The organism is Pseudomonas sp. LB3P31 (assembly GCF_054897945.1).
Window position 1 is genome coordinate 732,833 of sequence record NZ_CM142710.1, and the last position, 15,828, is coordinate 748,660.

Sequence of the window (15,828 nt, forward strand, 5' to 3'; positions counted from 1 at the left end):
TAACGAGTTATGACAAGATCATATCGAGCTGTTTTGCGGGTGGGAAATAACGTTTGGGTATAAGGTTAGCTGCGTCTTCGTGACGAGGGAGCATACTCCCTCACCACCAGGAAAATGTCAGCCGATGCGCAATGCGCGCAGGTCCAGGTGACCGTCCTTCAGCGGCGGACACCAGTAGTAACCGCCAGTGATCGGGCGGCTGATGCGGTACAGGCCGTCGGTGATGCCGTCTTCCAGACCGCTCATACGGCGCAGCTGGGCTTCAAAGGCGTCAAGCGAGAAGCCGAACGCCAGGAACATCAGCCCGGCGCGCTCGCCTTCGATCCACGGCATCGAACGCCGGACCACGAATGCTTCCGGGGCGAAACTTTCCTGGGCGGTGCGTTTGACGTGGGCGGAGATCGGCGCGTCGTCCAGCTCTTCGTTGTCACTCAAGCGACGGCCCATGATGTTGTCCGTTTCATGGGACGGCAGCGCGCGAAAACCTTTGAGGTCATGCTGCCATTGCTGGATCGCGGCGAAGCTGCCACCGACCAGGCCTTCGGCGCCCTCGCCCAGCAAGGCCGCTGCAACGGCGGCTTCGTCGTGAGGATTTTCGGTGCCGTCCTCGTAACCGGTCAGATCATGGCCGGTCAGGTGGCGAAAAGTCTCGTTCATCTGCACCAGACGCAAGGCCGGGGCCAGTGCCGCCTCGATGACGTGGCTGCGATTGAGCAATTCACCGCGGTCGATTCCGTGCAGCCAGCACCACAGGGCGTGCTGGGTTGACGGGTTGTCGACGCCGACTCCGGTCATGGCCGGGAACGCGCGCAGGCCATCGACCTGGGCGTGGAGCGCCTTTACCAGCGATTCACCAAAACCGACTACCGCTGACTTGCCATCGATCAATTGCATGAGCTTGTCGAGCGCGGCCGGCAATGCTTCGACCGACTCCAGCGCGAAAAACAGATGGCGGGCTTGCAGGGGAACGGGGGTGGCGAGAATGCCCGGCTGGTAGTAACTCATATTGGCTCCTTGAAAAAGCTGCGCAGTTTACCGGGGTCCTGGTTCGAGTACCTATGCGTTTTTTGTGGTTACCTGGATTGCTCTCGATCACGGGGTGTCAGATGGCAATGATGTTGGATGGAATTCCGTCATCGCGGGCAAGCCTTGCTCCCACAGGTCTGAGTGGTTCATAGATCCTGTGCACTCCCCAAAACCTGTGGGAGCAAGGCTTGCCCGCGATGGCGTCCGCAAGATCACAACGTCCTCTGCCCATTCCCAATCCCCTTGGCAATATCCACCCCCCAATCCAGCGCCGCCTCCATGTCGAGAAAATGCGGCTTGGGATCATGATCCTCAAAAATCACTGTGCCATCCGGCCGGTTCACTCCGATAAACATCTTCAGCGAGCCATCACCGAGGATTTCCGCTTTCACCTCAATCGTGCATCCATTCGACAGTGTCTCCTTGTGGTCCAAATGGCGCTCAGTCATAACGGCAATCCTCCGGTCAATGAAGTTCGAGTCAATACTCATCTTAGCTCAGCCAAACGCACCAAAATGGATCGTCAAAATGCCCGAAAAGCCCGGTCTGCCAGCGGCGCAATGCCACCTATACTGCAATTCACCGCCCCTTCGGGGTCTGCACGTCCAACAATAAAAAGCAGAGGTGGAACATGGTCTGGCAGCAAATCTACGATCCGTTCAACAACCCGGTGATTTCCACAATTATGGCTGCAGTGCCCGTAGTGGTAATGCTGGCAGCCCTGGCGTTTTTTCATATCAAGGCGCACCTGGCCGCACTGCTCGCCCTCGGCTCTGCCCTGGTCATCGCGATCTTCGCCTTTGGCATGCCGGCGAACATGGCGGGCTCCGCGGCACTTTATGGCGCCGCCAACGGCTTGCTGCCGATCGGCTGGATCGTGCTCAACATCATTTTCCTGCACCGACTGACCACCGAGAATGGCTCGTTCAAGGTACTGCAGGACTCCCTGGCGCGGATCACCGACGATCGACGCCTGCAACTGCTGCTGATTGCTTTCTGCTTCGGCGCGTTTTTCGAAGGCGCTGCCGGTTTCGGCACGCCAGTGGCGGTGACCGGGGCGATCCTGATCGGCCTGGGTTTCTCGCCACTGGCCGCGTCCGGACTGGCCTTGATCGCCAACACCGCCCCAGTGGCGTTTGGCGCCCTGGGCACGCCGATCATTACCCTGGCCAAGGTCACCGGCCTGGATGAAATGGAGTTGTCGATGATGGTCGGTCGCCAGCTGCCGTTTTTCTCGGTAATCGTGCCCTTCTGGCTGATCTGGGCGTTTGCCGGCTGGCGCAAGATGCTGGAAATCTGGCCGGCCATCCTGGTGGCCGGGGTCAGTTTCGCCGTGCCGCAGTTCATCGTGTCCAACTACCACGGGCCCATGCTGGTGGACGTGATCGCCGCGCTGATTTCCATGGCCTGCCTGACCGGTTTCCTCAGGGTCTGGAAGCCGGCCACCATCCACACCTCTGCCGCCTTGTCCGGACGCGTCGACAACTCGAAAATCGACGCCGAGTATGACGAGAAACCGGTCGCCAGCGCCGCTTTTGGCACTGACGCCAAGTCCGCAGTGATGCGTGCGTGGATGCCCTGGATCATCCTCACGGTGTTCGTATTCGCCTGGGGCACCCAGGGCTTCAAGAACCTGTTCGACACGCGTCCGGCGATCGATCCGGTGACCAATTCGGCCAAGCTCGACCCGCAGGGCAAGCCGCTGCGCGAAGCCAACCCGATCTTCGCCCCGATCATCACCTTCGGCACCATCCACCAGCAGATCGAAAAGGTCCCGCCGGTAGTGCCTGCGCCGAAAACCGAAGATGCGATCTACAAATTCACCTGGCTGACCAGCACCGGCAGCGGCATCCTTCTGGCAGCGATTCTCGGCGGCTTGCTGATGGGCTATTCGATCCCGCAGCTGATCAAGCAATACCTGCGCACGATCTGGGTGGTGCGCTACTCGCTGATCACCATCGTTGCGATGCTCGCCCTGGGGTTCCTCACCCGCTATTCGGGCCTGGATGCGACGATGGGCCTGGCCTTTGCCGCGACGGGTATCTTCTACCCCATGTTCGGCACCCTGCTCGGCTGGCTTGGCGTGGCGCTGACTGGCTCGGACACCGCCTCCAACGTGCTGTTCGGCGGTCTGCAGCGGGTGACTGCAGAGCAACTGGGACTCAGCCCGGTACTAATGGCGGCGGCCAACAGTTCCGGCGGGGTGATGGGCAAGATGGTCGATGCGCAATCGATCGTCGTGGCCTCCACCGCCACTCGCTGGTATGGCCATGAAGGCGAAATCTTGCGGTATGTGTTCTTCCACTCGATCATCCTGGCGATTCTGGTCGGCGGGTTGGTGACGCTGCAGGCGTATGTTGAGCCATTCAGTCATATGGTAGTGGGTGGGCGCTAGGCAGACTATGAACATTCTCTACGATGAACGCGTCGATGGCGTGCTGCCCGACGTCGACCCTGCCGTCTTGCTGCAAGCATTGCGCAGTCGCCTGCCGGCGCTGGAAGTGATGCACCAGCAGGAAGAGCTCAAGCCATATGAATGCGACGGCCTCTCGGCCTATCGCACCACGCCGTTACTGGTTGTGCTGCCGCGCCACCTGGACGAAGTGCAGGGCGTGCTGCGCCTGTGTCACGAGATGCGCGTTCCAGTAGTCGCCCGGGGGGCAGGCACCGGTTTGTCTGGAGGTGCATTGCCCCTGGAAAAAGGCGTGCTGCTGGTGATGGCGCGCTTCAATAACATCCTGCACATCGACCCCGCCGCCCGCACGGCGCGGGTGCAGCCTGGCGTGCGCAACCTGGCAATTTCCCAGGCGGCGGCACCGTTCGGCCTGTACTACGCGCCGGATCCTTCATCGCAGATCGCCTGCTCGATCGGCGGCAACGTAGCCGAAAACGCCGGGGGCGTGCACTGCCTGAAGTACGGGCTGACCGTGCACAACCTGCTCAAGGTCGACATCCTCACTGTCGATGGCGAACACCTGAGCCTGGGCTCAAATGCACTCGACTCACCCGGCTTCGACCTGCTTGCGCTGTTCACCGGATCCGAAGGCATGCTCGGGGTCATCACCGAGGTCACGGTCAAGCTACTGCCCAAGCCGCAGACCGCCAAAGTGCTTTTGGCGGCCTTCGATTCGGTGGAAAAAGCCGGCCGTGCAGTCGGCGACATCATTGGCGCCGGGATCATCCCCGGCGGCCTGGAAATGATGGACAACCTGGCGATCCGTGCGGCCGAGGACTTCATCCATGCCGGGTACCCGGTGGACGCCGAAGCCATCCTGCTGTGCGAACTCGATGGCGTTGAAGCGGATGTGCATGACGACTGCGACCGGGTCCGCCAGGTATTGGAACAGGCCGGCGCCACCGAAGTGCGTCAGGCCCGGGACGAAGCCGAGCGCGTGCGTTTCTGGGCCGGGCGCAAGAATGCCTTCCCGGCGGTAGGCCGCCTCTCGCCCGATTACTACTGCATGGACGGGACCATCCCGCGTCGCGAATTGCCCGGCGTATTGCAGGCCATCGCGGCCTTGTCTGCCGAGTACGGCCTGCGCGTGGCCAACGTGTTCCACGCCGGCGACGGCAACATGCACCCCTTGATCCTGTTCGATGCCAATCAACCGGGAGAGCTGGATCGCGCCGAGGCCCTGGGCGGCAAAATCCTCGAACTGTGCGTGAAAGTCGGCGGCAGCATCACCGGGGAACATGGCGTGGGCCGCGAGAAGATCAACCAGATGTGCGCCCAGTTCAACAACGATGAGCTGACGCTGTTTCATGCCGTCAAGGCGGCGTTCGATCCGGGTGGCCTGCTCAACCCCGGCAAGAACATCCCGACCCTGCACCGCTGCGCCGAGTTTGGCGCGATGCACGTGCACATGGGGCAGTTGCCTTTCCCCGAGCTGGAGCGTTTCTGATGGATCACGAAACTGCCGCTGATGACAGCGCAACCTTGCTGGAACAGGTTAACCAGGCGCTGCAAAGCGCTACCCCGCTACGCATCCAGGGCTCCAACAGCAAGGCCTTCCTGGGGCGGATCACGGCTGGAGAAGTGCTCGACACCCGCTCCCACCGAGGTATTGTCAGCTACGATCCGACCGAACTGGTGATCACCGTGCGCTGCGGCACACCCCTTGCGCAGCTGACTGAAGTACTGGAGGCCGCGCAGCAGATGCTGCCGTGTGAACCGCCCTCGTTTGGCGATGGCGCGACTGTCGGCGGGATGCTTGCCAGCGGGCTGTCGGGGCCGCGGCGGCCATGGTCGGGCTCGGTTCGCGATTTCGTCCTCGGCACCCGAGTGATTACCGGGCACGGTAAGCACCTGCGCTTCGGTGGCGAGGTAATGAAAAACGTCGCCGGCTACGACGTGTCGCGGCTGATGGCCGGCAGCTTCGGCTCGTTGGGAGTGGTGACCGAGGTCTCGCTCAAGGTCCTGCCCAAACCCCGGCAGTGCCTGAGCATCAGCCTGGAACTGGATACCGAGCGCGCCTTGAATCGCCTCGCCGAATGGGGTCAGCAGCCACTGCCGATCAGCGCCGCGTGCCACGACGGCCAGCGTCTGCACCTGCGCCTGGAAGGTGGCGAAGGCTCCGTGGCAGCCGCCCATGACCGCTTGGGCGGTGAGGTGCTGGACGCCGCTTACTGGGCCGATCTCAACGAACATCGACTGGGGTTTTTCGATGAAGGTCAGCCGCTGTGGCGGCTCTCGGTCCCGCACAATACGCCGCGCCTGTCCCTCCCTGGGCAGCAATTCATCGACTGGAGCGGTGCCCAGCGCTGGCTCAAATCCGAAGCCGAAGCCTCATTCATCCGGCAAGTGGTCAGCGACGCTGGTGGGCATGTCACCTGCTACAGCCACGGCCTGGTCGACAGCCCTTTCCAACCGCTGCCGGCAACCCTGATGCGCTACCACCGCAACCTCAAGCAGCAGCTCGACCCCCAGGGTATTTTCAACCCCGGGCGCCTGTATGCGGAGCTTTGACCCATGCAGACCACGTTAAGCGAACAGGCCCGCCAGTTGCCCCGCGCCGAGGAAGCCGAAAGTATCCTGCGCAGCTGTGTGCACTGCGGTTTCTGCAATGCCACCTGCCCGACCTATCAGTTGCTGGGTGATGAGCTGGATGGCCCGCGCGGGCGCATCTACCTGATCAAGCAAGTGCTGGAAGGCCATGAAGTGACCCGCAAGACCCAGTTGCACCTGGACCGCTGCCTGTCCTGCCGCAACTGCGAGACCACCTGCCCTTCCGGGGTGGACTATCACAATCTGCTGGATATCGGTCGTGCAGTGGTCGATGCGGCCGTGCCCCGGCCGCTGGGGCAGCGCCTGCTACGCGCGGGCTTGCGCGACACCGTGCCAAATCCTCGGCTGTTCAAGAGCCTGGTCAGCACTGGCCAGGTGTTCCGCGCCCTGCTGCCGGAGACGCTGCGCGCCAAGTTGCCGCGCAGCGGGTATCCGGCGAAAACCCGGCCGGTGCCACGTCATGCCCGACAGGTGCTGATGCTTGAGGGCTGCGTGCAGCCCGGCCTGTCGCCCAATACCAACGCAGCCGCGGCACGGGTACTGGACCGCCTGGGTATCAGTGTGATCGCCAGCCGCGAGGCCGGGTGCTGCGGCGCGGTGGATTATCACCTCGACGCCCAGGCCGCCGGCCTTGATCGCGCCCGGCGCAATATCGATGCGTGGTGGCCGAGCATCGAGGCTGGCGCCGAGGCCATCGTGCAGACCGCCAGCGGCTGCGGCGCTTTCATCAAAGACTATGGGCACCTGCTGTGCACGGATCCAGCCTATGCTGCCAAGGCGCAAAAAGTCGGTGCGCTGGCCAGGGATCTGGTTGAAGTGTTGCGCGACGAATCCCTCGAAACCCTTGGAGTCCAAGCCGAACAGCGCCTGGCGTTCCACTGCCCATGCACCTTGCAGCACGCGCAGAAACTCGGCGGCGCCGTCGAGGCGGTGCTGATCCGCCTGGGCTTTAATCTCACTGCCGTGCCCGACAGCCACCTGTGCTGTGGCTCGGCGGGCACCTATTCGCTGACCCAGCCGGTGCTGGCCCGACAATTGCGCGACAACAAACTCAATGCCCTGGAAAGTGGCCACCCCGACGTGATTGTCACCGCCAATATCGGCTGCCAGTCGCACCTCGACGGCGCCGGCCGCACTCCGGTCAGGCACTGGATCGAAGTGGTCGAAGCCGCATTGCCCTCTATCCGCACTGGAGTATCCCCATGAACAGCAAGTCTGTCTTGAGCCAGGCCGAGGTCAGCCAGATCCTCGCGGCGGCCCGCACTGAAGCGCAGAACAACCGCTGGGCCGTGACCATTGCCGTCGTCGATGACGGCGGCCACCCCCTGGCCCTTGAACGCCTCGACGGTGCTGCTGCGATCAGCGCCTACATCGCCACTGAAAAGGCGCGCACTTCGGCTCTGGGTCGGCGTGAATCGAAAGGTTATGAAGAGATGGTCAATGGCGGGCGGCATGCCTTTCTCTCCGCGCCGCTGCTGACCTCCCTGGAAGGTGGCGTGCCCATTATCGTCGATGGCCAGGTGATCGGCGCGATCGGAGTGTCCGGGGTCAAGGCCGAGCAGGATGCGCAGGTCGCCAAGGCGGGTGCGCAGTGCCTGGGTAATACAAACGCCTGAGCAATCACAGTCCCGGGATTAACAATCGCCGGTCGCGATACGTCCTCTGTATGATGGCGCGCTTTGCGTGCGGGTCAGACTACGAGGAGTATCCATGGACAGGCTTTACCGGACAGGCCACAAGGGCCTGTTCGCCCTCAATGTATTGACGTTGGGCCTGCTCTCGGCCAACTGCGCACTGGGCGCCGACACCGAGCTGCCAGCCCTGACTGTCACCGGCGAAGACACTTCCGGGTACCAGGCCGACAGTGCTTCGGTCAGTGGTTTCGGCACCACCGCGCTGCTCGACACCCCGGCATCTGTGGCAGTGATCAACGAAGCCCTGATCAAGGATCAACAGGCCCGTCTGCTCAGCGAAGTGCTGCGCAACGACGCTTCGGTCGGCCAAGGTTATGCGCCGGTGGGCTACTACGAGAACTTCGTGGTGCGCGGCTTTTCCCTGAATGCTGCCAGCAGCTACAAGATCAACGGCCGCACCATCACCGGCGAACAGAATGTCGGGCTGGAAAACAAGCAGCAGGTCGAGTTGCTCAAGGGCCTGTCCGGCCTGGAAAGCGGAGTTTCCGAGCCCGGTGGACTGGTGAACTATGTGACCAAGCGGCCGACCGATGTGCGCCAGGTCACAGTCTCCACCGATGATCGCGGCAGCGGTTATCTGGCGACGGATATCGGCGGCTTCTTCGGCAGCGAGCAGCAGTTCGGCTTGCGCGCCAACCTGGCCCACGAAGATATTCATTCCTACGTCGAACACACCAACGGCCAGCGGGATTTCGCCTCCCTGGCGTTTGACTGGAACATCAGCCCCGATGCGCTGTTGCAGCTGGACGTCGAGTATCAGACCAAGGAACAGCGTTCGGCTCCGGGCTATCAGCTGCTGGGTGGCACACGTCTGCCGCACCACGCCTCGCCGAAAAAACTGTTGGCGCACCAGAGCGGCGCCAATCCGGTCAGCACCGATGCGCTGAACATCAACGGCAACTTCGAGTACCGCTTCAGCGACTCCTGGAAAGCCGATTTCAGCGCCTCGCGCAGCCGCGTGGTGATCGACGACTACAGCTCGTTCGCCTGGGGGTGCTATGGCGCCGCCAGCTGCGCCGACGCCGCAGTGCCGAATTACTTCAGCCCGGAGGGTGACTACGATGTCTATGACTTCCGCAGCCCCGACGATACCCGCCGCAACGACGAGGTGCAGGCGACCCTCAGCGGACGCTTCGACACCGCTGGCCTTGGCCACGAACTGACCTTGGGCAGCAGCGGATTTCGCCGGGTCGTGGACAAGCGCGACCCGATCAACGTGATGATTGGCAGCGGCAATATCAATAACGAGCCTGCGGACTTCGCCCGCTACGACGGTCCGCTCAATGATTCCCAGCGACGCCTGGACAGTCGGCAGTACGGCTTGTTTTTCAATGACCGCATCAGTTTCAACGAGCACTGGCAGACCGTACTCGGCGGGCGCGCCGTACGCCTGGACGAGGAAACCTTCGACAACCAGGGGGCCACCACTCGCCATACCCGGCGCTACGAATTCCTGCCCCAGGCGGCGCTGATCTACAAGCCGGTGCAGAACCTGTCGCTCTATACCCGCTACAGCAAAGGCCTGTCCCTGGGCGGTGAGGCGGCATGGTTTACCACCAACGCGTTTGAGATCCTCGCGCCTACGGTGTCACGGCAGATTGAAGCGGGGGTCAAGTACGACTGGCAGCGCATCAGCCTGGGGGCCGCGCTGTTTCAGGTTCGCCAGGCTTATCAGTATTCCCGGCCGAATGACGACGGCACGTTCACCTTTACTGAACAGGGCGAGCAGAAGAACACTGGCCTCGAATTGTCCGCCAACGGCTTTGCCACCCATCGCCTGCAGATCAGCGCCAGCGTTGCGGCGATTCGTTCACGGGTCAGCGGCACGGGAACGGCCGCCTATGAAGGGCACCAGACGATCAATGTGCCGAACCTGCGCGCCAGTCTTACGGCGGACTATGCGCTGCCCTGGGTCGAGGGCCTGGCAGTGCTCGGTGGTATGCAGTACAGCGCCAGCAAGTACGCCAGCCAGGTCGGTGAGGTGGAGACCGGCGCGTATGCAATCTTCAACGTCGGCAGCCGCTTCAGCACGCGCATCGATGGCTACGAGACGGTGTTCCGCCTGACCGTGGACAACCTGTTCGACAAGCGTTACTGGCGTGATGCCGGGGAATACATGGGCGATGACTACGTATTCCAGGGCGCGCCGCTAACGGCGCGGTTGAGTGCTTCGATAAACTTCTGACAGCGCCCTGTGGGAGCAAAGCTTGCTCGCGATTGCGCTGGCTCAGTCGACATCGATGTTCAATGAGAACCCTCAATCGCGAGCAAGCTTTACTCCCACAGGGGATGTGTACCCCACAAGTATTGTTCTCACAATCTGTGCTCCCCTAGCCAGCTTTGCTCTCAAGGGTTTGATTCAGGTTGATTTCACCAAATCAATCAGCTGCTCACGCTGCGCCCCGGTCAGCATCGGACCGAACCCGGCCTTGGCATTGTCAGCCATGTAACGCGGATTGCCCGTCCCCGGAATCACGCAAGTCACCGCCGAATGCGACAGCAAAAACTTCAGCGCCAGTTGCGGCCAGCTGTTGACCTGCACCTGCGCAGCCCACCCCGGTAGCGGCTTGTCCTTGAGCCGCGCGATCAGGCCTCCACCGCCGAATGGCCGGTTGCAGATCACCGCCACACCGCGCTCGCGGCACAGTGGCAGGATGCGCTTCTCGACCCCGCGATCATCCAGGGCGTAATTGATCTGCAGGAAATCCAGCTGTTCAGCCTTGAGTACCGCCTCCACTTCGTCATAGGCCGACGCCGTGTAATGAGTAATCCCGATGTAGCGAATGCGCCCCTGATCCTTCCACTGGCGCAAGGTCGGCAAATGGGTCTTCCAGTCCAGCAGGTTATGAATCTGCATCAGGTCAATGCGGTCGGTTTGCAGCAGTTTGAACGACTCCTCCATCTGCGCAATGCCTTCTTCGCGGCCGCGGGTCCACACTTTGGTCGCCAGGAATGCCGGCGAGCGCGGCTCGTGAATCGACAGCAACTCCCCGGTGGTCTGCTCGGCACGACCGTACATCGGCGAGCTGTCGATCAGCGTCCCGCCCTTCTCGAACAAAGCAGTGAGCACCGCAGGCAGCTGTTTATAGGCAGGGTCCGCCGGGGCGACGTCGAAGCCGCGATAAGTGCCCAATCCAACGATCGGCAGCGGCTCGGCGCTGGAAGGAATGCCTCGGGTCTGCATGCTGTTGCCTCCTGTGACGCTCGACTCTTCGGTTTGTGCACCGGCAGGATCGAAGGTGAAGACTGCCGAGACCCCAGCAGCCAGCGTGAGTAATCGGCGACGTGTTATTCCGTCAGTGTGGCTCATGGTATTGCCCTTTCACTTGCGCGGTTGCGGCCCGCTCCTCGCGAACGATCGACTACACTTCGACAGCGTTCGTACAATCGCTACTTGCTCCCGAGTCGTCAATGCCGCCCACTAACGTTAGCCGAATGTCACGCATCCTGATGTTCATCGTCGTCATCGTCATTGCGCTGTATGTGGCGCTCTGTGTTGCGTTGTTCGTGTTCCAGCGCGCCCTCATCTATTACCCGCAACCCCGTGCTGTCGAGAGTGAGTTAATCACGCTGACCCGCGCCAATGCCCAGGTACTGGTATCGGTGCATGAGCACGCGGGGCCCAAAGCGCTGATCTATTTCGGGGGCAACGCCGAGGATGTGTCGCGTAATTTACCCTCGTTTTCCGCAGCTTTTGCCGATCATGCGTTGTACTTTCTGAATTACCGGGGGTATGGCGGCAGTACCGGTGCGCCGTCCGAGGAGGACATTCAGCGTGATGCCCTGGCGTTGTTCGACAAGGTTTACGCCGAACATCCGCAGGTGACGCTGGTGGGCCGCAGCCTCGGCTCCGGCGTCGCAGTGCGCCTGGCCAGTCAGCGCCCGGCCTCGCGCCTGGTGTTGATCACGCCCTACAACAGTCTCGGTGAACTGGCGGCACGGCAGTTTCCGATCTTTCCGGTGCGCTGGCTGTTGCAGGAGCGCTTTGAATCCTGGCGGTATGCGCGGGAAATCAGTGTCCCGACATTGCTGCTGGCGGCGGAGCATGACGAAGTCGTTCCGCGATCGAGTACGCAGCGGCTGTTCGAGCATTTCTCGCCTGGGGTGGCTGCGCTGAGGGTGATTCCGGGGGTGGGGCATAATTCGATTTCAGACAGTGCTGATTACCTGAAGTTGTTGGGGGATGCTTTGTGAGGTCGGGTGCCGACCACTTTTTCTGTAGGAGTGAGCCTGCTCGCGATGACGGTTTGGCAGGCGACCATTTTCACTGACGGTGTACATATCCATTCCTGCGGTAACGTTTTCCATTGGTTCCGCTTTTCAGCCGGTTACTCCATTTCTCTGTAGGAGCTGACGAGTGGAACGAGGCTGCGATCTTTTGATCTTGCTTCTTTTTCTGCGTACATATCCATTTCTGCGGTAACGGCTGCTATTGGAAGCCGTGACCGCAGAAATGGATATGTACCCAAAGTAAGATCAAAAGGCGTAAGTCGTATGGGCGAAGGGTTATTCAGCCACAATCTTAACCAGCGGCGGGCCCTTCTTGACGATGTAAGTAGCCAACTCCGAAGCAGTAGCAGCACCCACATTCTTCGCCACATGCGCCACCCCCGCCGGGATGTACAACGAATCCCCCGCCTTCAGCGTCACCGCCGGCTGCCCTTCAAGCTGATATTCAAACGTGCCTTCCAGCACATAAGCCACCTCAACCCCAGGATGGGAATGCTTGGGCGATACCACCCCCGGTTCAAAATCCACGCGAACCTGAAGCACCTCTTGCCCCGCAACGTCGATATCCCGATGCAGCAGATCCGTGCGGTGCAAACCGGTCTGCCAGCTTTTAGCGGCCGCCGTCGCGCCTTGGGTGGATGTATTGACCTCCTGAGCCTGGGCCAATCCGCAGAGCGCAGCAATGGCCAGGCCAAGCGCACCAGCGGTATTACGAAGAGTGAAAAAGGACATCGCGATTCTCCAAAGGTGATACCGCAAATGCGGTGTGCCCCATTGGAAAGCCGCCCTGTATCGCCCAAGTGTCCGACCCGACCTCGATTTGTATCCTCAAATGGCTGCAGGCAAGTCTGATACATGAAAATACAACGTCACCCCCGATCCGCACTCTCACGCCAGCGCCGCGCCTGGATCAGCAACGCCGGGGAAAAATGCAGCACGACCATCCGCACCAGATGATGGGACAGAATGAACACGACATTCAGGCCACCACTGAACGCGACGATTGAAATGGTTTCGATGGCACCAGGCATGTACGCCAGCCACAGGGTCAACGGATCACTGCCCAGGACCTGCCACGCCACTGCGGCAAATCCCGCCGCCACCAGCAACATCAGCCCCACCGACATCAAGCCGGACCGCCCGTGGCGCACCAACTCCTTGAGGCTGATATCGCGAAATTTCGAACCGATCAACACGCCGAGCAGCACCGAGGCAAAATCGATGCTCCATTGCGGCATATGAAAACCCGGAAGATAGCCTGACCGCACGTAGACGCCGGTCAGGACGATCGCCGTAAGCATGAACGGCGCCGGGACCCCGAAGCGCAGCAGCAAGCGGCCCAGTAGCAGGCAGAGGCCGATCAGCGAGAGCAGGATCAACAGTGTGCTCACCAGCCAGGGGCTGCTGTCGGCGGCGATAACTACGGTGTGCCCGGTCACGCAGAAACTGACGAGGACGGTGATGAACAACAGCCGCGCCAGGTGCACCACGATCACCTTGCTCGATGCGCGCTCCGATTCCAGCAAATCGAACACCGCCGCCAGCGCCCCCGGATACACCGCCAGCAGCGAGTCCTTGAGGTTCCAGCCAGTGACTTTGTACAACCAGAAACCGGCGACCACGATCTGCGCCGTCATGCACAGCAGCAACAGCCCGAGACTGGGCAGCAGAGCTGCGGCGGTCTTGCTGTCCCAGGCCTGGAACATCAAGCCGGTGGCGATCCCCAGGGCGATCTGCACGTATCCCAGGCCAAAGCGCAGAGTGGGAGCAAAGCCGGATTTACCGACGATGACCGCGGTGGAGAGGATCGAGCCAAGCAACAGGCCATGGGGCACGCCGATATATTGCAGCGCGGCGCCAACGGCGGTGGCAATCAGCAAGCACAAGAGCGTTTTCATGAATTGTCCTTAATTCCGGGAGCCAAGTATTGGATCCAATCTTTCGCCCAGCTCGCACTTTTTCCCACTGTTCCCCGTGCAGCGTCAAGTAAAAAGCGCTGCATACAAAAACGCCGCTCTGCAACGAGCGGCGTTATGTACGGTTGAAACAGCCCGCGATCGGCCGTCAATTCGGATCCAGCAGCCCACCGCGCCAGTGCCTGGAAATGCGCGTGCCAGTGAATTTCGCCACCACCATGCCCTGGGAGATCAGCCGGTCCCGGTAGCAGGTAACCATGCGCCCCGCCTGCTCGGCGACCAGCGCCACTTCGGTAGACGGATCGCCCGGCCGGCGCAGGATTCGCGCGAAACGCTGACCTTCCTCGACATAATCCCCCAGCCGCTTCTCCAGGATCAACACCCCAGGCTGCGGCGCGAGAATCGTCTCCATCTGGCCCATTTCCAGGGTTTCCACCGGCCATTCCCCGACGGTCGAAACCTCATCAATGGCGCCGCAACTGCACAGCCAGTCGTAGAGCCCCTGGGCATCCTGTTCAGCCAGTCGGTCGCTGACATCGCCCTGCCCGCGCAGCTCCAGGGTCGCCGCCATTTGAAGGCTACTGACGCCATCGCGCAGCCAGGGCGCAATGATCGTTTCCTCGAAGGAGCCATCGCCACCGTCGTCCCAGATGATCACCACATCCATCTTCATCGCTGCCGCCAGTTCACGACCCTGGGGCGCAAAGCTGCGGTGTACGTAGAGGTACGGAAGCGCCTCGTCATCGGTGTGCAGGTCGAGCATCACGTCGGCGCCGGTCGCCAGTTGCACCAGGCTTTTCTGCCACTCCTGCACGTTGGTCAAGGGCTGTTCCATGGCAGCCGACTGATCAAAGCCACGATTGAAGTTGTGCCCGGTCGCGTCGTGATAGCGGCCCAACAGGCGCCCCTGACGAAACTGACCGATGCCCAGCGGATTGGCCTGGGGCACTACCGTCACTTGGCTCCGCAGCCGACCTTGGGCTTGGGCGGCCTGCAGGCGGTGCATGAGTAGGTGCAACACCAGCATCCCGGCGATTTCATCGGCGTGCACCCCGGCTTGCAGGTGCACCTTGGGGCCAGTGCCGTCACCCTGATAACGCCAGGCGCCGACCCGCAGCGGGTCGCCGTTGTTGTTGCGAACATTGAACGAAATATCCTGCGCCATCCGCTTGTGCTCCCGTCATGACCGATAAAAACCGCTGCATCGCCGCTGGTGATTGAACACTCGTTCAACTAAGCTCGGCAACGTGTAAAACGCTTCCAAGGACGTACCTGTGACCACTCCCCCTGTGAAGAACCGCCGCGCCGAACCCGACGAGCGCCGGGAAATGCTCGTGGCTGCCGCGCTGCGTTGCCTGGTGCGCGACGGTCACGCCGGTCTATCGGTGCGCCGTATTGCCACCGAAGCCGGGGTCTCGGTGGGCCTGCTCAACCATCACTTCGGCAGCATCGACGCGTTGATCGCCGACACTTACCAGAAACTCGCCAGCGAACTGACCAGCGCCCTGATGCAGGAAATTGAACAGGCAGACACGCCTGCCGCGAAGATCGATGCCTTCCTCACAGGCTCATTTTCACCGCGGGTCATGGACCCGCAACTGCTCGGTGCCTGGGTGGTGTTCTGGAGCCTGATCCGCCACTCCGAACACGTCAGCCAGTCCCACGAAAAAAGCTACCGCGCCTACCTCGACTTGCTCCGCCAATTGCTCGATGACCTCGCGGCCAGCGAAGGCTTCATGATCCACGACACGCACCTGGCTGCGATTGGCCTATCCGCGACGCTCGACGGACTCTGGATCGAGTGGTGCCTCAACCCCGAAACATTCAGCCCCGCCAACGGCCTTCACATCTGCCGCTGCTGGATAAAGGGGCTGCGTAACGGAGCATTCAGCGCCGACGACGCCCCGTGAGGCATGACGCCCGAAGATCATCGCCAGGGTGCCGCTGATCGCGATCG

General features: G+C 61.6%; 14 protein-coding genes. 8 read left to right on the forward strand and 6 right to left on the reverse strand.

Translation table 11 applies throughout. From position 1 onward, the window contains the following. Positions 1-117 precede the first annotated feature (117 nt). Both ACYZTK_RS03090 and ACYZTK_RS03095 read right to left on the reverse strand, forming a co-directional pair. Positions 118-1,005: a Dyp-type peroxidase gene (locus ACYZTK_RS03090; protein ID WP_462013085.1), complete on the reverse strand. Its 888-nt coding sequence runs from the start codon at positions 1,003-1,005 to the stop codon at positions 118-120. 233 nt (positions 1,006-1,238) lie between these two features. Beyond that, positions 1,239-1,475: a hypothetical protein gene (locus ACYZTK_RS03095; protein WP_462013086.1), complete on the reverse strand. Its 237-nt coding sequence runs from the start codon at positions 1,473-1,475 to the stop codon at positions 1,239-1,241. A 182-nt stretch (positions 1,476-1,657) separates the two neighbouring features. Between ACYZTK_RS03095 and ACYZTK_RS03100 the strand changes: the two genes are divergently transcribed. From ACYZTK_RS03100 to ACYZTK_RS03125, 6 genes are all read left to right on the forward strand, one after another. Beyond that, entirely contained in the window at positions 1,658-3,421 is a 1,764-nt protein-coding gene (locus tag ACYZTK_RS03100; protein ID WP_462013087.1) for an L-lactate permease, read from the forward strand. 7 nt (positions 3,422-3,428) lie between these two features. Further along, positions 3,429-4,928 (forward strand): glycolate oxidase subunit GlcD, encoded by a 1,500-nt coding sequence (gene glcD / locus ACYZTK_RS03105; RefSeq protein ID WP_462013088.1) that lies wholly within the window; start codon positions 3,429-3,431, stop codon positions 4,926-4,928. Then, a complete protein-coding gene (gene glcE, locus ACYZTK_RS03110; RefSeq protein WP_462013089.1) occupies positions 4,928-5,992 on the forward strand; it encodes a glycolate oxidase subunit GlcE in 1,065 nt (354 codons plus the stop codon). Before glcD ends, glcE begins: the two co-directional genes overlap by 1 nt. Positions 5,993-5,995: 3 nt before the next feature. Continuing rightward, positions 5,996-7,237: a glycolate oxidase subunit GlcF gene (gene glcF / locus ACYZTK_RS03115; protein ID WP_462013090.1), complete on the forward strand. Its 1,242-nt coding sequence runs from the start codon at positions 5,996-5,998 to the stop codon at positions 7,235-7,237. Then, on the forward strand, positions 7,234-7,647 hold the full coding sequence (locus ACYZTK_RS03120) for a heme-binding protein (RefSeq protein WP_462013091.1): 414 nt from the start codon (positions 7,234-7,236) through the stop codon (positions 7,645-7,647). The genes glcF and ACYZTK_RS03120 overlap by 4 nt, the downstream gene beginning before the upstream one ends. A gap of 94 nt (positions 7,648-7,741) precedes the next feature. Then, a complete protein-coding gene (locus ACYZTK_RS03125; protein ID WP_462013092.1) occupies positions 7,742-9,910 on the forward strand; it encodes a TonB-dependent siderophore receptor in 2,169 nt (722 codons plus the stop codon). 174 nt (positions 9,911-10,084) lie between these two features. Here ACYZTK_RS03125 and ACYZTK_RS03130 read toward each other — a convergent pair whose 3' ends face one another. After that, positions 10,085-11,035, reverse strand: a complete 951-nt coding sequence (locus ACYZTK_RS03130) for an aldo/keto reductase (RefSeq protein ID WP_462013093.1) — start codon at positions 11,033-11,035, stop codon at positions 10,085-10,087. 101 nt (positions 11,036-11,136) lie between these two features. Between ACYZTK_RS03130 and ACYZTK_RS03135 the strand changes: the two genes are divergently transcribed. After that, positions 11,137-11,919: an alpha/beta hydrolase gene (locus ACYZTK_RS03135; protein ID WP_462013094.1), complete on the forward strand. Its 783-nt coding sequence runs from the start codon at positions 11,137-11,139 to the stop codon at positions 11,917-11,919. Positions 11,920-12,231: 312 nt separating this feature from the next. Here the strand turns inward: ACYZTK_RS03135 and ACYZTK_RS03140 are convergent, their stop codons facing one another. From ACYZTK_RS03140 to ACYZTK_RS03150, 3 genes are all read right to left on the reverse strand, one after another. Further along, entirely contained in the window at positions 12,232-12,687 is a 456-nt protein-coding gene (locus tag ACYZTK_RS03140; RefSeq protein ID WP_462013095.1) for a cupin domain-containing protein, read from the reverse strand. Positions 12,688-12,824: 137 nt separating this feature from the next. Continuing rightward, on the reverse strand, positions 12,825-13,853 hold the full coding sequence (locus ACYZTK_RS03145; RefSeq protein WP_462013096.1) for an AbrB family transcriptional regulator: 1,029 nt from the start codon (positions 13,851-13,853) through the stop codon (positions 12,825-12,827). 166 nt (positions 13,854-14,019) lie between these two features. After that, on the reverse strand, positions 14,020-15,036 hold the full coding sequence (locus ACYZTK_RS03150; protein ID WP_462013097.1) for a M14 family metallopeptidase: 1,017 nt from the start codon (positions 15,034-15,036) through the stop codon (positions 14,020-14,022). 109 nt (positions 15,037-15,145) lie between these two features. On the opposite strand from ACYZTK_RS03150, the gene ACYZTK_RS03155 reads away from it, so the two are divergent. Continuing rightward, the gene (locus tag ACYZTK_RS03155; protein WP_462013098.1) at positions 15,146-15,781 is read left to right on the forward strand and encodes a TetR/AcrR family transcriptional regulator; all 636 of its coding nucleotides are present in this window, start codon (positions 15,146-15,148) and stop codon (positions 15,779-15,781) included. Positions 15,782-15,828: the final 47 nt, after the last annotated feature.